We start from the raw sequence: 21,856 nt of genomic DNA on the forward strand, positions 1-21,856 counted from the left end.
ATACGAAGCTCTTTTCCATTAGTAAAACAATGATTTATAATATTTTTCATAAGAAAAAACTAATGAAAAGGAACGAGGAGACATGACGCTTACCCAACTGCAAGTGTTTGTCGCCGCAGCAAAAGCTGGAAGCTTCACGCGGGCAGCAGAAGAAATCGGCTTTACGCAATCCGCCGTCTCGCAAATGATTCAGTCCCTGGAAAAAGAGCTCGGCGTCAGTCTTTTTCAGCGAAGTCGCAGCGGGATCACTCCGACGAGTATAGGAGAGCGAATGCTTGCGCACGCTCGCGACATTTTGAACATCACATCCTGCATGACGGAGGAAGCAAACGTAGCCCGCGGGATTTCGTCCGGTACCCTGCGTATTGCCTCGATCCCCAGCGTCGCCTCCCGCTTCTTGCCCGGACTTTTGGGCAGCTTTCGCAAGCGGTTTCCGGCCGTGGACATCCTGCTTTTGGAAGGCGATAGTGATGAAATTAGCAACTGGCTTCACAGCTCGGTTGTCGACATTGCCTTTACCGTAATGCCTGATAAGGAAATGCAAACGTTGCCGCTCTTGCAAGACGAAATGATGGTCATTTTACCAGATACCCATCCACTGAAAGACAGTCAGACCCTTCGTTTTTCCGAAATTGCGGAGCGTTGTTTTATCATGCCAAAGGATGGCTGCATCCGAAAAATGCTGCAAGAGCATCACATTACCCCAACGGTTACGTTTGAAGTACGTGAGGTGTATACAATTTTGACCATGGTGCAGGAGTATATCGGCGTCACCATCATGCCTGAGCTGTACATGCCACCTGTCATCCCCAAAGTCGTCGCGATCCCTCTGTCGCCCCCGATTACAAGGGAAGTGGTGCTCGCGGTGCGCAACTGGCAGTCGATCTCCCCACTCACGGCAGAGTTCGCCGTTCACAGCCAGCAATATGTAAAAGGCATGGAACTTACGCGCCAGACCCATTAAGGTACACAAAAAGGCTTCGCCACATATGATGGAGAGGCCTTTGTACCTTCAAGCTCTTTCGTGTTTTTTTAACAAGTGACGGATGATTTGACTCAGTCGCTCAATTCCTGTCTCCAAATCGGCGATCGGCGCATATCCATACGACAGCCGCACATATCCTTCTTGCGTCACTCCGTAAATGTTTCCTGGATTCAGCAATATCCCCTGATGCATAGCTGCTGTAAATAGCTCCATCATCGAGAGCTTTCCATTCATTTTCAGCCAGATGAAAAATCCTCCCAAAGGGACATCCCATGTCGCGAGATCCGTCATGTGCTTCTTGAGTGCCTGGATAGCAGCCTCTTGTCTCTGGACGAGCTGCTCTCTCACCTGCTGCATATGCTTCTCATACCAACCACTCGCAAGCCACTCCTCCGCCACTCGCTGCGAAAGCGAGCTGGCTCCGTAATCCGTCTGCATCTTGATATCTGCCAGGCGTTCGATAACTGGCTCAGGCCCCACTACCCATCCAATCCGCAAGCCGGGGGTCAGTGTCTTGGACAGGCTCCCGATGTACAGGACATGTCCGTGTTTATCTCTTGCCTTGAGCGGCAGCGGTGGAGGCTCTTTCGTCCACAGTTCGCGGTAAATGTCATCCTCGATAACCGGCAGTCGCTCTTCTTCACATACACGCAGCAGCTCCAGCCGGCGTTTCTCTGTCATCAGGATGCCTGTTGGATTATGAAAGCACGGATTGGTGTACAGAATCGCCCCTTGCTCCTGTTTTCGCCTCGCATAGATCGCCTGCGCAATCATCCCCTGACGATCCATCGGCAATCCCGCAAGCTCCATCCCCGCCGACTGGAACACATGCAAAGAATTGAGATACGAAGGCTGTTCCAAAAACACGGTTGAACCTCGATGCAATAACCCGACCGAAATTAATTGGAGTGCCTGCAATGCACCAGACACGATTAAGACAGAAGACGGCGAAGCTGTAATTCCTTGTCGTCCGACATAATCACTGACCGCTTGGCGCAGCGGAAGGTACCCTCTCGGCTCTTCATATCCAAATCCGCTTAGGTTCCTCGTCACTCGCTCCATGACTTGCTTCATCGCTTCGACTGGAAACATGTCTGGGGAGAGCTCTCCTTTGCTCAACTGAATCAGGTCTGCCTGGAATTCACGCGTATTGATTTCTTGAACCGCCGTCATGCTTGGCTTGTGCAATCCAGATCTGACGTACTCACTCCAATCCGGAGGTCGTGTCGTAGCCAACAGCGTCCAGGTGTTATTGACGACGACAGTGCCCATCCCCAGCTTTCCCTCGATCAACCCGTCTGCGGTCAATTCCTCCAATGCTGCAATGACCGTGCTCCGATTGACTTCGAACGATTGTGCCAAGTCGCGTTGGCTGGGGATTTTGCTGCCAATCGGCCATTCTCCTGTCGAAATTTTTCCTTTGATAAAATCAATAATTTTCCGATATTTCGGCAACCGTTTCTCTCTGTGCAACCTGATCGATCCCCTTCATCTTCCTCATCTTAATAGGTAAAAGTGGTTGTTTTTTTTGATAGCCGAGTGGTTGCAGATATTTTACCACTTCTTGATTACCATAGAAAAGAAGGAAGAAACAGTGAATAGGTGGTTGGTTTTTTCATTCAAAGGAGGGAAGTTATCTTGTTGCATCATGTCAGAAGTCGTATTTTCGCTGCACATGCTATCAGCATTTTGTTATGGGCCTCGGCCTTTGCTGGTATTCGCGTTGGGCTGCAAGCTTACTCGCCGGAGCATCTCTCGCTGCTTCGCTTTCTTATCGGCTCTCTTTTTCTCGGGATACTCGCACTCTTTTTCCGTATCCGTCTGCCGGAGTTAAAGGATGTCCCAGGTATCCTTATGCTTGGGGGCTTGGGTTTCGCCGTTTACCATACAGCGCTCAACTACGGGGAGATGACTGTAGGTGCAGGGGTAGCCAGCCTTTTGGTCACGACGACGCCAATCTTTTCCGCTCTCCTCGCTCTCCTATTTTTCCGGGAGCATTTCGGTGCGAGAGGCTGGTTAGGTGCACTGATCAGTTTTCTCGGAGTCGCCATCTGCACGATTGGCACAGGGGAGACCCTCCAAATAACAGACGGAATATTCTTGATATTATTGGCAGCCATTAGCGAAAGCATTTACTTTGCGTTTCAGAAGCCATTCATAGAAAAATATGGCGTTTTCGCGTTTACCACCTACACCTTATGGGCAGGTACCTTATGTATGCTCTTCTTTTTGCCCGGGCTTGGCATAGCGATAGCCCAAGCGCCTTGGGATGTGACACTCAGTGTTGTGTATTTGGGCATTTTCCCTAGCGTTGTTGCTTATTTGTCCCTCGCCTATGTGACTTCTGTCGTTGGCACCTCGGAGGCTACTACCTCCCTTTACATGACGCCAGTGCTCGCTTTACTGATTGCTTGGGTGTGGCTGGGTGAAGATCCTACGCTTGTGACGATGGCTGGTGGCGTTGTGACGCTTATCGGTGTCCTGCTCGCAACGATGAAGCCTCGGTTATCCAGAAGGACTGTCAAGCACCAAGCCTTTTAGAAACGCAAGTATTTCCATGCTTGTCGCTATTGGCGCATCGATGCAACAAATGGTGTCAATCGATGTCAGTAATAAGAAAAGCCAGGAAGACTCTCTTCCTGGCTAGTACTGCATGCCGAGCTCTGCCGCCAACACGAGAAACATCGCATGCGACCAAAGGAGCGGCACAGCAGGATGGCCTGCCCTCTCCACCCACCTCTCATAATGAGCCGGAGAAAACAAATGCTCCTGCACTTGTTCAGGCAGTCCGCTCGCTTGCTGCTGGGAAACAATCCACGCTGCTATCTTTTCCGCTTCTTCACGCCTGCCCGTTTTCACGTAATACCAGCCCAACCACGCAGATAACAGCAGCCACTGCCCCCCGCCATAATACGTATCGGTCGGGTAGCGATGCACGCCGTATCCTGCGCGCAGCTCCTCTTCTATGGCCTGCACGGTTCGGATCATGAGCGGATCATCCACGTCGACGATCCCATACGGCAGGGCCAGCCAGAGAAGACTCGCATCCACCGAATGATCCCCAACGGACTTTATCAATCGCCCGTTGGCTGTTCCATGCTCGCGTATGAATTGGCGAATGGGCTCTCCTTGCTGAGCGAGTTCGAAAGCTCGGTCGGACAAATAAGGCTCCATCGCCTTGATCCCGGCATAAATAGCTCCTAGCGTTACTGGGTGGATTCGGTCTCCTCCCTCTTCCCAGCAATCAAAGTTAGGGAGCTGCCAGCACGCCACTACATAGTCAATCGTCAGTTCAATAGATGACTTCAGCTCGTGAATCAAGTCATTCTCCCCACTCATCCGCACATGCTCAGCCAGCCCCCACAGCCATGTCCCGTAGCCATCGAGCTGAAAGCTGCCCCATTCGCCTGCTACTTCTTCACCGTCCGCTGTATAGCGCGTATGCAAAAAGCGGTCGTTCCCCGCATCATTTTTGTCTAATCCTTTTTTTACTGCCGAAATGGCTGCTCTTGCCTTTGCCTCATGCTTTCGGATCACATCATCGCACCATTGGTAAAACTTGCGGGCGCTCTCATGGTTGCCAGTACGGTTCATCGCGTAGGCCGTAAATGTTCCATCGCGGAGCCATGCATACTGATAGTGAATAAATGCGGGTGAAGCGAGATACGCCCCCGTACTCGCTTGATGCTGAAGGATCAACTTTACACTTTCCTCAATCAGGGTCATGGTTATCCCCCCTTATTCGGACAAGCCGACTTCGTAACAAATACAGTCGCTGCTCGTCTTCCGGCTATGCTTTTATAGCATATGCAACCGACGTCCAAACGAAAACCCAATATGCATAGCAAAAGAAAACCCACTGGATGCGTATATCCAGCGGGTTCTTGTGACATTTAATTTTGTGAAGGTACATCCGTCTGTTCGGATTTCAAGTAATGCTGCAGCTCCTCATAAAAAGTCGGGTTGCAAGCCATCACGCTGCTTTTTTGGTCGTACGGCAGTGGTGTCCCCATCATGGTCGTCACCCGGCCACCCGCTTCCTCTACAATAATGCGAGCTGCCCCGAAATCCCACGCATTGAGCTGCATACTGACGTAGCCATCCAGTCTACCCGCAGCCACATACGCCATCTCCAGAGCGGCGCTTCCTAGCAGGCGCATTCCGCGAACCTTCCCAGCAAGCTTTTTCACGATCAAGTCGATGCCGATCTGCTCAGCACGCTTGTTCCAAAATACACTCGTGCATAACAAAGCTTGTTCCAGGCTTACTGCTCGATTCACCTGCAAGGGACGATCATTGAGAAAAGCCCCTTCCCCTTTTACCGCATAAAATAACTCGTCTCTGGAAGGATCGTAAACCGCTCCGACCATTCCCTCTCCTTTATGGTAAACGGCAATGGAAACGGAAAAATTGATTTGCTGATGAACAAAATTGGTCGTGCCATCAATCGGGTCGATGACCCAAAGCGTGTCATACTGCTTGTAATCCTCCGCATGTGCACTCTCTTCTCCAAGAATGCCGTGATCAGGGAAGCGTGCAAGAATCATTTGAATGACGTGATTCTCCACTTCTTTATCTACGGCTGTAACAAGATCGGAGGCTGATGTTTTATACTCGACGGTAAAAGGCTCCTTCATTCGCTTCAGACTCAGCTCACCCGCTGAACGGGCGCATTGCAAAGCGAGCTCCTTGAGAGCCGCCAGTGTTGATGCTTGCACACGTATCGCCACCTAAAACTTGACTTATTTTTTCGCAAAGCACGCCCCTTTCACCTAGAAAGAGAGGCTTCGACGTTTTATTTAAAAATGATGAGACTGCTCGTGCTAAAAAACGGCCATGCTATATTATTTAGTGTACCATACTTTACCTGCTGTTACACCACACGTTAGCCATGAGGAATGCGCCTGAAAACGCCCGAATGATTGAAAAAGGGTCTCTCCCTCGTCATTATCTGACTGTGGAGACACCCTTTTTTACATGACTACTTTAGCAGCAGCGCGTTACGCCGCCTTTTTCAAAGCGTTCAGTCAAGGCGTACATGTAGTACTCACGCTCTGTCATCGGAAAGATACCCGGTGCCCCATGCGTCTCGTACCAATGGGCGAGATAGCGATCATAGTCGGGCATTCCGAAAATCGTTTTAATAGCAGAGCTCACTTTGCGCATTGCCTTTCGCATGGCTCTTAGCTTGCGCCTCATGCTACGTGATGCCCTTTCCCGTCAAATACATTTCCTTTGGACTTGATGTACGGCGACTCCTGCAACGGATAGTGTTTGCCACGGAGAATATTGATCCATACCCGCGCTCCGTCAAGAATGATCCCAATCGTAATGACCATGAAGATCGCACATACCACAGCATCGATCTGGTCGTTGAAGATCATTTTTTGTGCTGCTTCCACCGTTTTTACCCCTTTTGGAAGCGTACCGGCATCCAGTGCCTTTTGGAATGCTTCTGCATGCGAGAGGAACCCGATTTTTGGATCAGAATGGAACAGCTTTTGCCAGCCCGCTGTCAACGTAGCCGTCGTCAGCCAAGCCATCGGTACGAGTGTGATCCATGAGTAGGCGGCTTTGCCCATTTTGAAAATAATCGTCGTTCCCACCGTAAACGCAATCGCGGCGAGCATCTGGTTGGCGATACCAAAGAGCGGCCACAGGGTGTAAATGCCTCCCAACGGGTCCATGACACCTTGGAGCAGGAAGTATCCCCATCCGATGGTAATGATCCCAGAACCAATCAGATTACCCGGCAGCCAGTTGACTTCCTTCATTTTCGGAATGACGTTTCCGAGCATGTCTTGTACCATAAATCGGCCGACACGCGTTCCCGCATCGATCGTCGTCAAAATAAAGACTGCCTCAAACAAGATCGCAAAGTGATACCAGAATGCCATTAATGCCTTGCCACCCAATACACCCGAGAAAATCGTCGCCATCCCGATTGCTAGTGACGGCGCTCCGCCCGTCCGGGAAAGGATCGTCTTTTCCTGAATGTCGTTGGCAAGCGTTGTTAATTGGTCAGGGGTTACGGTATAGCCCCAGCCCGTTATCGTCGTCGCAACCTGGACTGCATCCACGCCAATTGCTGCGGCCGGTGAGTTGATCGCAAAATAGACACCAGGAGTCAGCACGCACGCTGCAATCATCGCCATAACCGCAACGCCAGACTCCATCAACATTCCACCGTAACCAATCAGTGGCGCATGCGATTCCTTCGCGATCATCTTCGGCGTCGTTCCGGATGATACGAGAGAATGGAATCCCGATACGGCTCCGCACGCGATGGTAATAAACAAGAAGGGGAACAGATTTCCTGCGAAAACAGGGCCAGTTCCATCAATGAACTTCGTCAGTGCAGGCATTTGCAACGGCGGCAGTGTCAGCACGATTCCCACCGCCAATACCGCAATCGTCCCTACCTTCAAGAATGAGCTGAGATAATCGCGCGGTGCCAAGAGCAGCCACACAGGCAAAACTGAGGCAATGAAGCCGTACACAATAATCATCCAAGCAAGCTGTACCTTGGAAAAAGTGAAGGCTGGTCCCCATGTTAGCGATGCAGCAACGATTTGACCGAGCCACAGGGAAAAGAACAGCAACGCCAGCCCGATGATCGAGCCCTCTAATACCTGCCCAGGTCGTATATACCGCATATACAATCCCATCAATATAGCAATGGGTAGCGTCATGAATATCGTGAAGGTAGCCCACGGCGATTCAGCAAGAGCGTTCACAACAACCATCGCCAAAACAGCAATCAGGATAATCATAATGGCAATGATACCAATCAGCGCGAGTGCTCCGCCTACTGGACCGATCTCTTCCTTGGCAATTTGACCAAGAGATTTACCGTTGCGACGCATCGATCCGAACAAAATAATGAAGTCCTGCACCGCTCCACCGATCACAACCCCGACGATAATCCAGATCGTTCCCGGCAAATATCCCATTTGCGCAGCCAGCGTAGGACCTACAAGCGGACCTGCACCTGCAATCGCAGCAAAATGGTGCCCGAACAACACCCATTTGTTCGTTGGCACAAAGTCTTTGCCATCGTTGTTCACTTCCGCCGGAGTGGCGCGATTGTCGTCGAGCGACATGATTTTACGAGCAATGAATTTGCTGTAAAAACGATAAGCTACAGCATAAGTGCAGAACGCAGCGGTCAATAACCAGAACGAGTTGACAGATTCCCCTTGCCAGAGCGCTATCATTCCGAATCCGACAGCACCCAATGCGGCTATCCCGCCCCAGATCAGGAGGGAAAGAAGCCATTTTTTCATTCGAATCGCCCCTTTCTATTTATGTAATATTCAGGCAATAAAACCTTAAAAAAACGTATCACATCGGACGAGATCCCAACATAAAAAATGGCTGAACCGTACAAAAACAAGCACAAGCTGCACCATCCTCGTTTGAGTGTAAGCGTGTTCAATTTTGGGACGTAGAAAGTCTCCGCCCCGAGTCTGATCCAAACTCCTCCACAATATGTTAAAGTTATACATAAATTGGTATGGAAATCAAAAAGGAGAATACGCACATGCGACGAATCGGGGGTTACATCATTATCGGAATCGGAGCGATTTTTGTTCTGGCAACCTACCTGAACATTCCGCTCGCGATAGATTTGCTATGGCCAGTCTTTCTTCTCATTCCAGCAATCGGGTTTCATATTTTCTTCTTTATGAATCCGCAGCCAAATCGAGCTGGATTACTCGTTCCTGGCGGGATCTTGCTCGTCTACGCTCCGCTCTTCTTTTTCAGTCAGCTATTTTTGGGCGGTGATATGAGCACAACGTGGCCCTTTTTCCTCATTGGTCCTGCCGTTGGGCTTACCGAGCTGTACATATTCGGCAATCGCAAACCCGCTCTTTTGATCCCTATTGGTATCCTCACCGTCATTGCCATCGTGTTTTTGATCGCGAATCTGGCGTCCACCCAAGTAGGCGGCATCCTTGGCTTGCTCCTGATCGTATTGGGCGGAATTATGGTGACGCGTAAGAAAAACGATCACTATCCCATGTAAGCAGTCGAAAAAAACAGACCAATCCTCCCCTCCCAAACGGGACGCAGGATTGGTCTGTTTCCTTTAAAACCCCAGTCGTTTCTTCAATTCCTTCACGACATTGCGGCTAACAGGCACTTCTGTTTTGCGATGATCTTCCATGACTAGATGAATCGATCCTTTGAACCAAGGAACGAGCTCTGCCGTTTTGGATAAATTGACAATAAAAGCGCGATGCGTCCGAAAAAACTGCTGGCGTGACAGCCTGTTCTCCAGCTCCTGCAACGTAAACGTGGTCGCATATTGCTCACCAGCTGTATAAATGCTCGCATACCTTCCTTCCAAGGTGGCATAGACGATTTCGTTTGGATCAATCAGCATGATCTTTCCGTTTTTTTCCACCGGGACCCGACGCGGCTGAGTATCGACCAGCACATTTTGCAGAAGAGACTGTAGCCTTTCCTCCAGCAGTGGTGACGCGTCCAATGCAGGCTCACTTTTCCGCCTCATTTTTCGTACCCGATTCATCGTCTTTTCCAGACGCATTTCGCTGAACGGCTTGACAATATAATCAACGGCTTCCGCCTCAAATGCTCGAACCGCATGAAATTCATACGCACTTGCAAAGATGATGACAGGTGGATTGACCATGGATTCCAGAAGCTCCTGCCCCACATCGACGCCATCCCTGTCCTGCAAATGGATGTCTAAAAAAACCGCATCCGGCTCAGTCTGAAGAACCGCTTCCAACGCCTCTTCCCCGCTGCCCGCCTCTCCTACTACGGACACTTCCGAGAACTGCTCCAGCAAATACCGCAGTTCTTCTCTGGCTGGCGTCTCATCATCGACGATGAACACTTTGAGCACTGACGTTCACCCCTATCGGTAATTGTATGGTGCATGTTGTGCCGCTCCCGCTTTTGCTCTCGATCACGATTCCATACGGTTCTCCGTAGATCGACTGGAGACGGCTTTTTACATTGGCAAGACCGATCCCAGATAATTGCCGCCCTGCACTCTTCTCAGCTAAGGCTGGCTTGAATGGGTCCACTTCCATTCCGACTCCATTATCTGCCACTGTCAGTTCGACGATTTGCTTTTCTTTGCGCCGTGCACGAATCACTACGGTTCCCCCTTCACGCTTGGGCAACAGCCCGTGCTTGACCGCATTTTCTACCAGGGGCTGCAAAATCAGTCCTGGTACGGTAAACCGCTCTACACCATCCTCGATGTCGTACTCTACATGGAGCTTGTCTCCGAACCTCGCACGTTCGATGGCCAGATACGCTTCGATATGCTCCAGCTCACGCGCCAGACTGACATATCCGCCAGAGTCATGCAAATTTCGCCGGAAGTACTCCCCCAAATGAATCAACAGTTCGCGCGCCTGTTCGGGACGGAAGCGAATAAATGAAACGATCGTATTGAGCGCATTGAACAAGAAATGCGGATTGATCTGCGCATGCAAGGCTCTGATTTCTGCATCTGCCAACAGGCGGGACTGCTTTTCCAGCTCAGCCAGTTCGAGCTGACTCGATATCAGGTTCCCCAATCCGCGTACGAGTTCCAAGTCCACTGCTGACAATTTGCGTGAGCGATCCTGATACAGCTTGAGTACACCCGCCACTTCACGTCTTCGCATCAGGGGGACAAGGATCGCATAGCGCAAGGAACAATTCGTCTCCCTGCACCCAATCTCTTCCTTCGTCTGCGCAATCTTCACTTCTTTGGTCGATAAAACTTCACGGGTCGCCTTGGTCGTTATGCCTTCTCCCACTACGTGATGGGACGAGCCTGCGCCAACATGCGCAAGCACAGAGCGCGTATCGGTAATCGCAACCGCAGCTACACGCGTCGTGCGCAATATTTCCTCCGCTACCTTTTGAGCTGAGTCGTACGTCAGTCCTTGGCGCAAGTAAGACAGCGTTTTGTCCGCTACTTGCAGCGTTCGCTGGGCTTGGAGCGCGCCAATCCGATCTTCTTCCTTTTTGGCTAAATCAATAATAATGATCAAAATAGCAATCCCGACTGAGTTGACGACAGACATCGGTACACTAATAGCCTGCACCAATGCCAAAGCGTCAGCGTAAGGACGTGCGATGAGCAAAACAATTCCCATTTGCAGCCACTCCGCCAAGAAACCAACAACGAGTGCTGTCGTCCACCCGATTTTTTTGCTGCGGTTACGGCGGAACTGATAGATTAATCCCGCAAACAAGCCCTCGCTTATCGTCGAGATGGCACATGCCAAGTCCGTAAAGCCCCCCAAAGAATAGCGATGTATCCCGGCAATCAGCCCCGTCATTAGCCCTACCCAAGGACCAGCCAGCAAGCCTGCCACAACGGTCCCGATCACACGTGAATTCGCAATCGCATCCTGATACCAGATGCCATTGTATGTACCCAGTATGGAAATAGCGGAAAAAATGACGACCATTAGTGCTTTTTCTCGCCACGTCGCTTGCTGGTTCAATATGCTGCGGAATGCACGTACACGTGTAAACAGCAAGGCCACCACGATCAAAACAGCCGTCCGCTCCGTCAATGGAACCATTAATGCCATATTCATTGGTTGATCCCTCTCAATCGCTGCCCGATGATTCCTGTTCGTTTCTATAACTAATCAAAATATTCACTTTTCACATCGTATTTCCCTTTAGATTCTCCTTCTTTCCTAGCAAAAAAGGTTGCCGAAGTGATTTCGACAACCCATAGATACGCGTATCGTTTTAATATTCGAACTCCAGTATTTTACACTTTTCCTTAGGCGCAAACCCTAGCTTTGTCCCCAGACGTACCGATTCCTCGTTGGTTTCCAGAGTGGTCCAGTGCGGTGTCAGTCCATGTTCCATGCAATGCTCCATGTACGCCGCGCAAGCAAGCGTAGCAAAGCCTTTGTTCATGTCGGCTTCCTCGTACGTTTCCACGCTAATTTCATGGTCACGCTCATGGACACAGCAAGACAGGCAAGCACTCACAATCCTATTTCCTTTACATACGCAGAATCCTACACCCCACTGCAAAAAATCATCCACCGAATGATAGAATTCTTCTACAACCTCTATCAAGATGTTGTCAGGGTCGTTTTCAATGACACCTGCATCGATTCTTTTCAAAGTGTATCCTTCAGGCAGAGGGCGGTAGCTGATCTTTCGCGCTTGGAATTGCTCGGGATTGAACTGGTAGTAATACTCCCAATCCGTTTCTATCTCTCGATGCGAGATCGCTTTGGTTACTGCCTCCTCCCACGCTTCATCAGGCACAACTGCCAGAAAATGAGTGCCCCCGCACGATTCAGTCGTATATCTGCGCAATTCTCCCTCAATAAAGGTACCCAGGTCCACTGTGAACGCTTCATTGGCAGCATCCCCTACGAAGATACTGATCACGCCGGTTTGATCGACCAATGCTGTCCGGGGCTGCTCCACATCATCTACGTAAATCGCTCCTCGATTTGTCCCATTGATAATCGCATGGATGGTCAAGTTGTTTACGTTATCAGGTGATAGCAACGTCTTGATTTTTGCATATTCCTTTGGTTCCAATCGACGAATCATCGCAATTTCGGCCCTTTCTCTCTCTTTTGGTCATCTGTGTACTTATGCGGCTAATAGCGGAGCGAAGTCATCCAGACTCAGCTTCCGCACGAAAGTCGGGTCATCGTCCACGTTCCTTTCCTGGGAGGATTCCAGCTCTTCTGCAAGCAGCACACGAGCCCGGTGCAGCCGGGATTTCACTGTGCCTTCTGGGACACCTACTCGCAAGGCGACTTGCTTGATCGGCAAATCCTCGTAATAGTGAAGCCAAACGGCGATGCGCAGCTCATGCTCCAGCTTCCTTACTGCCTCTGTTAGTTCAATAGCTTCGTAGGGAGCCTGTATCGATTTTTCCTCTATTTGTAGTGGAGACAGCTCTACGGTTGGACTTCGTTTCTTTTTTCGCTGCCATTGTCTGCATTCGTTTATGAGAATTTGGATCATCCATGTTTTAAAATAAGCAGGCTCTCGCAGCGTTCGGATGGCTCTGAATGCTTTCATCACCGTATCCTGCACCACATCGGCACAATCCTCATCCCGCCCGACATAGGTTCGGGCCACACCATACAAGGTACGCTCGTACAATTGAATGACTCTGGCAAAAGCTTCTACGCTACCGTCCTGCGCTAGCTGAATGTCTTGCTGAACTTCCATCTTGACGCTCACATTGCATAAACCTCCTTTTATCTCCAATATTTGGTTCCTATTAGTATAGATGATAGAGGCGGTCATATGGTTCATAAGATTTTATTTTTTCTGCTTCGCAAATAGACAAAGACCATCCCTTTAGCTTTTTCAGCTTGAGATGGTCTTGTCATGCTCGTTACATCTAAATTACAGGTTACCTCTGCGCTCCTGTTCGCGCTCCAGCGCCTCGAACAGTGCCTTGAAGTTGCCATTCCCGAAGCCGCGTGCTCCTTTGCGCTGGATAATCTCGATGAACAACGTCGGGCGGTCTACAATCGGCTTGCTGAACAGCTGCAAGAGATAGCCTTCGTCGTCTCTGTCGACCAAGACACCCAGCTTTCTCAGCGCCTCGATATCTTCATCAATTTCCCCTACACGCTCTTTCAAATCTTCGTAGTACGCATCTGGCACCATGAGGAAATCTACACCGTTATCACGCAGCTTCGATACAGTGTCGATGATATCGTTGGTCAGGATGGCAATATGCTGTACGCCTGGCCCTTTGTAGAACTCCAAAAACTCCTGAATCTGCGACTTGCGGCGTCCTTCTGCTGGCTCATTGATCGGGAACTTGATGCGTCCCGTTCCACTTTGCATCACTTTGGACATGAGTGCAGAATACTCCGTTGAGATGTCGTCCTCACTGAAATTTTGTACGGCTGTAAAGCCCATGACCTTTTGGTAATATTCCACCCACTCATCCATGACCTCAACGTTACCAACGATGTGATCGATGCCGATGATACCTGTACCCTCACCTTTGACTTGTGATTGGTAAGCTTTAAAGCCTGGGAAGAATGGTCCGTTGTAATTTTTTCGTTCGATAAAGGAGTGAATGTTTTCGCCGTACGTACCGATAATCGCTTTTTTGACTGTCCCGAATTCATCGGTATACTCAGTCGGTTCCATGATCGGAATGGCTCCGCGAGAAACGGCCTCCCGGTAAGCCTGCTCACAATCCTCTACACGCAGGGCAACGTCTTTGACTCCGTCCCCATGCTTTTTCACAAATTCCGCGATCGGGCTGTCAGGCGTAAGCGCTCCACTGATCACGAACGTCATATGCTTCTGCTTCAAGACGTAGGAAACCTTTTCCCGAGAACCTGTCTCCAAGCCTGCATAGGCTACTGCTTCAAATCCAAACGCATTTGTGAAATAGTGCATCGCTTGCTTGGCATTCCCTGTATAAAACTCTAGGTAGTCCCAGTCCTGAATCGGGAAAAAATCGGTATTGCTCATTGCCTACCCCTCCGCTTTCTTTTTCAATTATTGACATTATTTTGTTAATTGGGATTATTTTGTCGTTATCTTGAGAGTACATTGGAAGCGCTTCCTCGTGCAAGAGCACGGAACAACGCGAAAACGCTCAAACGCTTTCATTTATTAAAGTACGCATGCGAGTAACAACTGGATACCAAAAAGCCACCGATCAAGTTGACCGATGGCTTTCGCTGCGTTTTCCTATTACCTATGTTTGAAAACAAATCGTTTCAGTTCCGCTAGAGGGGCCGCTCCTACGACTTTGTCGATCAATTCCCCGTTTTTGAGCAAGATGGTCGTTGGCAAACTCATTATGCCATACTGATTGGCGATCTCCGTTTGTTCATCGACATTGACCTTTAGGACTCTCACTTCGCTGCTATGCTCCCCATCAAACGATTCGAGTATCGGCCCAAAAAAGCGGCATGGCCCGCACCAAGGTGCCCAAAAATTGACGAGTGTATAGCCTTCGCTTTTTACATCATGTTGAAAGGTAGTGTCTGTCGTGTGGCAAATGCTCATTTGTACTTTCCTCCCCTTTTTATGTTGAACAGTTTTTCGAAACGACCATTACAGACCTGTAATATCCTCAATAGAGACAAAAAAATAACTCGCTGTACTTGGATCATTTCAAATAACTCATTCACAGACTTATCGTATCTATAATATCCTTCAAAGATTTTTTGTGTCAAGTTGCACCTTCCTAAAATGGGCATCGAAAGTGCAGATGATAGCACGAATCACTCTTCCCCTTGCTCATGCTTCCGATTCACTTTATGATGGATGTATTAAGTCCATGATTGAGGTGTCTTATGAAGTATTCACAGGCAACAGACTATGCCCTCCATGCGATGCTCTATCTGGTGGCAGAAACGCCTGATAAACCCGTTAGTGTCCAGCTTTTGGCAGAGAAGCTAGGCGTTTCACAAACGTACCTATCCAAAATGCTGACGAAACTGGTTAAGGCTGGGTTGATCCATTCGGTCTCTGGCGCAAATGGCGGATACAAGCTCAAACGCAACCAGGATGATATATCGTTTTTGGATGTTATCCAAGCCATTGAAGGGACAACCTCCTTGTTTGAATGCAGCTTCCATCATGATAGTGCCTGTCTGATTCAACAGGTTGTGGCAGACGCTGAGCAGCAAATGATGCAGACGCTGAAGAGTAAAAAAATTGCTGACTTGGTCGCACATATCCCCAAACAACCTCATGAGCGTTTGACGTAAAACAACTTCCCTGAAAAGCTCCGGCCGCCTCGACCGGAGTTTTTCTTCATAATGGTATCGTTCATTCAATGAGAAAGGCGTGAACAATGATGAGCCAATGGACGGAGCAAGCCGCCAAGCAATGGGATCAATTTGCAGAAGACTGGCGAAAACGAAGTGAGCACATGTGGGAAAAAGGTAGCCGCAGCACCATCCTCCCCTTTTTTATGAAACATGTACCTGTCGGATCGGGACCTGTTCTCGATGCAGGCTGTGGTGACGGCTATGCCAGTTGCAAGCTTGCAGAGCATGGCTATCAGGTGGAGGGCATCGACATTGCCGGGGAAATGATTCGTCTCGCTCATGACCGGGTCATTTCCTTCCCAGGCTCTGTTCATTTTCAGTCAGGAGACATCAGTGAGCTTCCTTTTGCCAATGATTCATTCTCCGGTGTGCTCTCGATTAACGTAGTGGAATTCACACCGTCTCCGCTCCAGGCACTCAAGGAGCTTCACCGCGTGCTCGCTCTCGGAGGAATTCTCGTCTTGGGTATCCTCGGTCCTACAGCGGGCCCACGCGCTCATAGCTATCGCAGACTCTATGAAGAGGCAACCATCCAAAATACGATGATGCCTTGGGAAGCCAAGCAGTTGGCGAGCGAAAATGGCTTCACACTGTTGGGTGAAGAACCAGTATACAAAGAAGGAATTACGCCAGATATCGCAGGTCGCTTAAGCGTAGAGCTGCGGGAGGCTGTCAGCTTTTTGACCTTGTTTGCTTTGCAGAAATAAAAAAGAGCCGCATACGCGACTCCTACTTGATCATTTTAGTGAAGCTCCCTTTACAGATCATTAGCGCTTATATTCAATGACATCTTCGACTGTGCCTGTTCCTTTCTCCAAATTGACGTCGGTAAAGTTCACCTTATATTTCGCCGACGGATTTCCATTTGGATACCAGTATACGTCAATGAATTGCAATACATCGTCAACTGTCACACCCGTAGCGGAAATTTCGTATGCACTTTCAGATGGGGTAAAATTTTTCGCTTTCATAGCCTCTTTTGCTTTTTCAATAAAAGGGGCAGTTTGTTCTTGTGGAAGATCTCTCATAACGACGCCAAGCTCATTGATCACTTTTGCACTTTTTACTGTCGCTGTGCCTTTCTCGACATCGACATCAACAAAATGGACAACATACCCTTTCGATTGTTCTTCAGCACTCCATAGAACCTGTAAGGTCTTGTCTTTCTTGCTCCCGGAATGCGTCACCTTATATCCACTTTTTGGAAGTTCAATCTTCTCTACTTGCAAAGCCTCTTTTGCTTTTGCAAGAAACGGAGCTGCCTGCTTATCTGTCAATTTCAAGAGGTCCTTTTCTTGTTCCCTAGCCTCCTGTTTATCCTTTTCATCCTCCTCTTCCAAAGCGATGAGTTCATCATAAATGTCTACATATACGTCATCGATTTTCCCCGTTCCTTTCTCCAGATCGACATCTGCAAATCGCACGGAGTAATACTTTCCTTCCTTTTGCCCCGCATCAGGACGCCAGGTAATTTGAACGCTTTCCAGCACATCGTCATAAGTACGGCTGCTGCTTGACATCTTGTACCCGCTCGCTGGCAGAGCTATATTTTTTGCTTTCAAAGCCTCTTTTGCTTGTTCAATAAACGGACCTGCCTGTTTTTCTGTCAGCTCCTCTTCGAAGGAACCTGGCCGATTAATGACCTTTACCGTTTTGAGAGTCCCTGTCCCTTTCTCTGCATCGATACCCTCGAATTCGGCGACATACGCCTTGTCCTTCATGTTGGTTTCAGATCGCCATACGACGGTCAAGGTATTGTCCTTTTTGCTACCATAATTCCGAGCCTTGTAACCACTTTCTGGGAGAGAAATATTTTTCGCTTGAAATGCTTCTTTTGCTTTTGCAAGAAACGGAGCCGCCTGTTGATCTGTCAGTTTCAAGAGATCGAATTCCTCGTCTGCTGCCTCGGCTGCAACGTTATCCTTCGTATCGTTGAGTGCGGCGCTGGCAGCTACAGGGGAGAACATGGCTGTCACTGTCAATGCGCTCATCACAGAGAGATTTAACCATGCAGCCGTTTTTTTCGTTTTGGACTTTTTCATCATACTACCTCCAAGGTTTTTACTTTGGATCGAGTGTTTCTACTCGTCATCCATAGAATAGCTGCTGAATGTCATGGTTTAATCGGTAGGTTGTCAAGGTTTTGTCAAAACAAAAGAGCCGCTATACGCGACTCTCCATGTTCTTCGTCCACATGCTAGGAGGAGCTTGTTACGAAGGATCGTTTCTCCTAACTTCAAGGTGCATTAATTCACCTATTCCTTTGTCCAAATCAACGTCATCAAACGAAGCAATATAAACCCTATCCTTTATAAAAGCATGATCAGTCCCTTCAGCAACGCCGTCGGGATACCAGCGTATATCCACCTCTGGTGGTCGTTTCGGTTGATCATCGTAGTACGAAATCGTGCTGCTAATCCAATAGCCACTTTCAGGAAGTTTTACCTGCTTCGCTTGAAAAGCGTCTTTTGCCATCTGGATATAAGGGGCTACCTGTGATGGTGTCAGTTTTACACGCCTGATAATCGGCTCTGGTGCTTTTTCTTGCACGATTCTCGTTTCTTCTTCGTCTGTTTCTACGTTCTCAACTGTACCTGTTCCTTTTTTTAAATCAACATCTGAAAATTGCACGTAATAAAGCTTGTCATGAACAGCTTGATAAACATTATTGCTTCTCGTATATATTGGGTACCAGTAAAGATCGACAAGCGCTATCGTCTCTTTCTCCGTGATGGGTTTTATGAGCAAGCATCCCGCCAGATCGTAGCCGCTTTGCGGAATTTTGATATTCTTGTCTTTCCAAACTTTTTTTGCTTGGTCAATATATGGGGCGAACATCGTATTTGGTTTGAACGATGCAATGTCCCTGCGTATACAAATCTCGATCTCTTTAATTGTGCCCGTTCCTTTCTCCAAATCCACATCGGTCAAATTGACAAAATAGCTTTCCTGAAGTCCTCTGAAAGGTCGTTCGGCTCCTGCCTTTACTTTTGGATGCCACCATATCTCAGCGGTCGTTGTTTCCTCGCTTATGTCACCGAAAATATCAAGCTCGTAATTATTATCAGGTAGGTCGATATGATTGGCGATAAATGCATCAGTTGCCAACTTGACGAAGGGCTCTCGCTGTTCTTTACTAAAGTCATTAAGACTTAAACTCACTGAACTTTCTTTGGTGGGTTTCGGATTATCGTTTTTCTTCTTTTCCTGCTGCTCTTCATCCTCTTTCGGTTGAAAAGTGTTTGACGCTGTTGTTTCCGTCTTAATGACATCTTTGCTTTTATTGATTTCAGCCAAGCCAAACGTCGTCGGGGAGTAGCTCAAAGCGAGGGCTAACGTGCCAATCACTCCAATACTTAGCCATACTCCCAGCTTTATTTTTGTTTGTGTCCCTTTTTTCACGATTTTTTCTCCTCACAGTCCCTGCTTCTTATTCTGCGTTTTCGCCATACCAATGGGTTTCACCGTAATTCCAAATAACTTCAAGTTCAACCATTTTCCCTACGCCTTTTTCCACATCGGCGTTGAAAAACAATGCGTAGTAAACTTTTTCCTTGATTTTGTTCTCTTCGCCAAAAACGACGCCATCGGGATACCAGATGATATCTACATGATTTTTGCCTTCCGTCACCGTGCTGCTGATCCAATAACCAGTTTCAGGGGGGGCCATGCCTTGCGCTACGAACGCTTCTCTTGCCATCCGAATAAAGGGAGCTGCCTGTTCCTTTGTCAACGGATCAAAGAAGTTTTTATTCTTCTCATCATTTTGCTTCAGAGTGGTTTCTTCGTTTTCCACGTTTGCTGGTGGAGAAGCTTCCGTCATAATGACATCCTTTTTGCTGTCCAGGACAGCCGGGCCGAAAGCAGCCGGAGAAAAAAAGGCAGCCACACCTAGTATGCCGATAACAACAAGACTAAGCATGAAGCCGTGGGACTTTATCTTTATTTTCTTGAAATTTCGCAATAGATGCCTCCACCGTCACGTCGAAGTTTGTACGGGAACCCTTGTGTAAACCGATGTTCCCCCGTTTAATCGGCTTTTCATATCAATACTTCCATGGTGTGCCGTGGCAATAGCTTTGCACAGAGACAGCCCTAAACCGTGTCCGTTCTTTTTTCGATCCCTCGAACTATCCAGCATAAAAAATGGTTGAAACACATTCGCCAAATGCTCTTCCGGCACCCCACAGCCATGGTCTTCCATGCAAAAAACAACAAAAGAGTCTTCTGTATAAACAGCAAGTCGTATGACCGTATCGTTTTCAGACGCTTTGGAGGCATTCTCTACCAAATTGCTTAACAACACCAAAAAAAGCTCCGGATCAACAGTAACGGTAGAGACAGAATACGCTATTTCCAGCGTTTGCCCCCTTCTGTCCAATGTAAACTGGGAAATAATTTTCAACTGCTGCATGAGGGAAAAAACATCAACTTGCTGCTTATTCGGTGGCTCTCCATTTCCAAGGCGGAAAAGCTCCAACAGCTTTTTTGACATCCCGTCCAGCCGCTTGCTTTCCGAGTGAATGAAACGAAGAGCCTGCTCGACGTCTTTTTCATCCAGGTGATAATTCTGGAGCAAGCTGGCATAGCCCATAATGGATGTAAGCGGCGTTTTGAATTCATGGGCCAGACTTGCGATAAACGCCTCTCTTTCCATTACACCCCTCTGGAGAAGCTCCATGTTGGATTGGATCGCCTCCACCATATAATTAAAGTCAATCGCGAGCTGGCCAATCTCATCGGCACGCTGAACTGATATGCGGTGCTGATAGCTTCCTTTTGCAATCTCTTGAGCCTGTGTGCTTAATAAACCGAGTGGACGCAAGGCTTGTCTGATCAGGACATACAAGCCTACCGCAAAGACGGTCAAGCCAACCAATACCCAAAAGGAGATTTGTAAGGAGAGTGACTTCTGGTCATCGATCAGGCTTGTTATGTCATGGGCGTAATCCAATCGAAGCAGTTCGTCATTCATTTTCATCCAGCTCGAAACAAACAGTACGGTACGCGCATCTATGTTGCGAATCACATAGCTTCTTCTCCCATCTTTGGGTGGGACAAGACTCATTACCTTCTCTTCTTCATCCGATATACTGCTAAAATGCTTTTCACCAGATTCACCCGTTATGGCAAGATGGCTTCTCTGATCAGTAAAATACTGCCCATAATTTTGAAAAGATTTCGCCAAAATGTCTTTCAGCAACGTCGGATAGTAATCATCAATCGTGCTTTCATACATTTTCAGTGAGTTCCCGATCATAATATGGTTCTCAAGAGAACTGCTGATTTCCCTTTGAAGATTGTACTCAATGGAAACCTCTATGATCCGGTAGGAAACAAAGACGATGACCACTGTCACCAATCCGAACACCATGAGATAGATTCGCATCCAAAGAGGAATTTTCTTCATCCTCTCACGCATCTTACAGCTCCATTCGATAACCGATTTTGTGCACCGTATGAATATGATCGGACAAACCTAGTTTTGTTCGCAGATTCAAGATATGTGTATCAATTGTTCGGGTGCTACCATAAAAGTCATAGCCCCAGACCTGATTCAGCAAACTTTCACGAGAAAAAGCAATATTCGGATTATGCAGCAAAAATTCTAGCAGCTCATATTCCTTGGGGGTTAACGTGACGAGCTGATTATTCTTGAATACTTTGCGGCTATGGTAATCCACTGTCACATTGCCTACGGTCAATGTTTCCACTACAACCTGATGGCTCCTTCTCAGAGCGACTTCCACTCGTGCCAACAACTCCAACAAATCAAAAGGTTTTGTAATATAATCCTCAGCACCAAGACGCAAACCTTGTACTTTGTCCATAACACTTGTCTTGGCTGTAACAAAAATGACCGGGATATTCTTCTGCTTAAAGGATTCCAACAGTGTGAACCCGTCAACTCCAGGCAGCATGATGTCAAGGAGCGCCAAGTGATACTCCTTTTCTTCGAGATCGTTCAATGCCGTATTACCGTCGGATGAAACTTTACAGTCATAGCCCGAGGCGCCTAATGTCATTTTGATTAGTTCGGATATGGATGGATCATCTTCAGCGATTAGGATAGAATATGCCATTTACT

At 48.2% G+C, this 21,856-nt stretch carries 21 protein-coding genes; 5 read left to right on the forward strand and 16 right to left on the reverse strand.

Annotated elements, in window-relative coordinates:
• The first annotated feature begins 82 nt into the window (after positions 1 to 82).
• Positions 83 to 964: a LysR family transcriptional regulator gene (locus tag POF51_RS15010; RefSeq protein ID WP_069847834.1), complete on the forward strand. Its 882-nt coding sequence runs from the start codon at positions 83 to 85 to the stop codon at positions 962 to 964.
• A gap of 48 nt (positions 965 to 1,012) precedes the next feature.
• Here POF51_RS15010 and POF51_RS15015 read toward each other — a convergent pair whose 3' ends face one another.
• Entirely contained in the window at positions 1,013 to 2,458 is a 1,446-nt protein-coding gene (locus tag POF51_RS15015) for an aminotransferase-like domain-containing protein (RefSeq protein WP_271755669.1), read from the reverse strand.
• Positions 2,459 to 2,623: 165 nt separating this feature from the next.
• Between POF51_RS15015 and POF51_RS15020 the strand changes: the two genes are divergently transcribed.
• The gene (locus POF51_RS15020) at positions 2,624 to 3,526 is read left to right on the forward strand and encodes a DMT family transporter (protein WP_069847839.1); all 903 of its coding nucleotides are present in this window, start codon (positions 2,624 to 2,626) and stop codon (positions 3,524 to 3,526) included.
• A gap of 102 nt (positions 3,527 to 3,628) precedes the next feature.
• Here POF51_RS15020 and POF51_RS15025 read toward each other — a convergent pair whose 3' ends face one another.
• From POF51_RS15025 to POF51_RS15040, 4 genes are all read right to left on the reverse strand, one after another.
• A complete protein-coding gene (locus tag POF51_RS15025) occupies positions 3,629 to 4,711 on the reverse strand; it encodes a glycoside hydrolase family 15 protein (RefSeq protein WP_069847842.1) in 1,083 nt (360 codons plus the stop codon).
• A gap of 167 nt (positions 4,712 to 4,878) precedes the next feature.
• Positions 4,879 to 5,703 (reverse strand): inositol monophosphatase family protein, encoded by an 825-nt coding sequence (locus POF51_RS15030; RefSeq protein WP_017250625.1) that lies wholly within the window; start codon positions 5,701 to 5,703, stop codon positions 4,879 to 4,881.
• A gap of 268 nt (positions 5,704 to 5,971) precedes the next feature.
• Positions 5,972 to 6,184 (reverse strand): CstA-like transporter-associated (seleno)protein, encoded by a 213-nt coding sequence (locus POF51_RS15035; protein ID WP_017250626.1) that lies wholly within the window; start codon positions 6,182 to 6,184, stop codon positions 5,972 to 5,974.
• The gene (locus POF51_RS15040; RefSeq protein WP_069847844.1) at positions 6,181 to 8,271 is read right to left on the reverse strand and encodes a carbon starvation CstA family protein; all 2,091 of its coding nucleotides are present in this window, start codon (positions 8,269 to 8,271) and stop codon (positions 6,181 to 6,183) included. Before POF51_RS15040 ends, POF51_RS15035 begins: the two co-directional genes overlap by 4 nt.
• 257 nt (positions 8,272 to 8,528) lie before the next feature.
• On the opposite strand from POF51_RS15040, the gene POF51_RS15045 reads away from it, so the two are divergent.
• Positions 8,529 to 9,014, forward strand: coding sequence for an LPXTG cell wall anchor domain-containing protein (locus POF51_RS15045; RefSeq protein ID WP_069847846.1), 486 nt, complete (start codon positions 8,529 to 8,531; stop codon positions 9,012 to 9,014).
• A gap of 63 nt (positions 9,015 to 9,077) precedes the next feature.
• Here the strand turns inward: POF51_RS15045 and POF51_RS15050 are convergent, their stop codons facing one another.
• The 6 genes from POF51_RS15050 to trxA all read right to left on the reverse strand — a co-directional run bounded on the left by POF51_RS15050 (position 9,078) and on the right by trxA (position 14,998).
• Positions 9,078 to 9,860: a LytR/AlgR family response regulator transcription factor gene (locus tag POF51_RS15050; protein WP_069847848.1), complete on the reverse strand. Its 783-nt coding sequence runs from the start codon at positions 9,858 to 9,860 to the stop codon at positions 9,078 to 9,080.
• Positions 9,835 to 11,562 carry a sensor histidine kinase gene (locus tag POF51_RS15055; RefSeq protein WP_017250630.1) on the reverse strand — a complete coding sequence of 576 codons (1,728 nt, stop codon included), beginning with the start codon at positions 11,560 to 11,562 and terminating at the stop codon, positions 9,835 to 9,837. The genes POF51_RS15050 and POF51_RS15055 overlap by 26 nt, the downstream gene beginning before the upstream one ends.
• Positions 11,563 to 11,722: 160 nt before the next feature.
• The gene (locus tag POF51_RS15060) at positions 11,723 to 12,550 is read right to left on the reverse strand and encodes a GNAT family N-acetyltransferase (protein ID WP_069847851.1); all 828 of its coding nucleotides are present in this window, start codon (positions 12,548 to 12,550) and stop codon (positions 11,723 to 11,725) included.
• A gap of 42 nt (positions 12,551 to 12,592) precedes the next feature.
• Positions 12,593 to 13,195, reverse strand: coding sequence for an RNA polymerase sigma factor (locus POF51_RS15065; RefSeq protein ID WP_069847854.1), 603 nt, complete (start codon positions 13,193 to 13,195; stop codon positions 12,593 to 12,595).
• A gap of 168 nt (positions 13,196 to 13,363) precedes the next feature.
• On the reverse strand, positions 13,364 to 14,455 hold the full coding sequence (hppD, locus tag POF51_RS15070) for a 4-hydroxyphenylpyruvate dioxygenase (RefSeq protein ID WP_017250633.1): 1,092 nt from the start codon (positions 14,453 to 14,455) through the stop codon (positions 13,364 to 13,366).
• 225 nt (positions 14,456 to 14,680) lie between these two features.
• Positions 14,681 to 14,998 (reverse strand): thioredoxin, encoded by a 318-nt coding sequence (gene trxA / locus POF51_RS15075; RefSeq protein WP_069847856.1) that lies wholly within the window; start codon positions 14,996 to 14,998, stop codon positions 14,681 to 14,683.
• Positions 14,999 to 15,288: 290 nt separating this feature from the next.
• Between trxA and POF51_RS15080 the strand changes: the two genes are divergently transcribed.
• On the forward strand, positions 15,289 to 15,705 hold the full coding sequence (locus tag POF51_RS15080) for an RrF2 family transcriptional regulator (protein ID WP_069847860.1): 417 nt from the start codon (positions 15,289 to 15,291) through the stop codon (positions 15,703 to 15,705).
• A gap of 89 nt (positions 15,706 to 15,794) precedes the next feature.
• Positions 15,795 to 16,475, forward strand: coding sequence for a class I SAM-dependent methyltransferase (locus POF51_RS15085; protein WP_271755733.1), 681 nt, complete (start codon positions 15,795 to 15,797; stop codon positions 16,473 to 16,475).
• A 60-nt stretch (positions 16,476 to 16,535) separates the two neighbouring features.
• Here POF51_RS15085 and POF51_RS15090 read toward each other — a convergent pair whose 3' ends face one another.
• From POF51_RS15090 to POF51_RS15110, 5 genes are all read right to left on the reverse strand, one after another.
• Positions 16,536 to 17,810, reverse strand: coding sequence for a hypothetical protein (locus tag POF51_RS15090; protein WP_271755670.1), 1,275 nt, complete (start codon positions 17,808 to 17,810; stop codon positions 16,536 to 16,538).
• A 169-nt stretch (positions 17,811 to 17,979) separates the two neighbouring features.
• Positions 17,980 to 19,170 carry a hypothetical protein gene (locus tag POF51_RS15095; protein ID WP_271755671.1) on the reverse strand — a complete coding sequence of 397 codons (1,191 nt, stop codon included), beginning with the start codon at positions 19,168 to 19,170 and terminating at the stop codon, positions 17,980 to 17,982.
• 28 nt (positions 19,171 to 19,198) lie between these two features.
• Positions 19,199 to 19,732 carry a hypothetical protein gene (locus tag POF51_RS15100; protein WP_271755672.1) on the reverse strand — a complete coding sequence of 178 codons (534 nt, stop codon included), beginning with the start codon at positions 19,730 to 19,732 and terminating at the stop codon, positions 19,199 to 19,201.
• Between the two features lie 15 nt (positions 19,733 to 19,747).
• A complete protein-coding gene (locus tag POF51_RS15105; RefSeq protein WP_271755673.1) occupies positions 19,748 to 21,190 on the reverse strand; it encodes a sensor histidine kinase in 1,443 nt (480 codons plus the stop codon).
• A gap of 1 nt (position 21,191) precedes the next feature.
• Complete coding sequence (locus tag POF51_RS15110; RefSeq protein ID WP_069847872.1) at positions 21,192 to 21,851, reverse strand: response regulator transcription factor; 660 nt, start codon at positions 21,849 to 21,851, stop codon at positions 21,192 to 21,194.
• Between the last annotated feature and the right edge of the window lie 5 nt (positions 21,852 to 21,856).

The organism is Brevibacillus sp. AG (genome assembly GCF_028369215.1).
In the GTDB taxonomy this organism is placed as follows: domain Bacteria; phylum Bacillota; class Bacilli; order Brevibacillales; family Brevibacillaceae; genus Brevibacillus; species Brevibacillus porteri.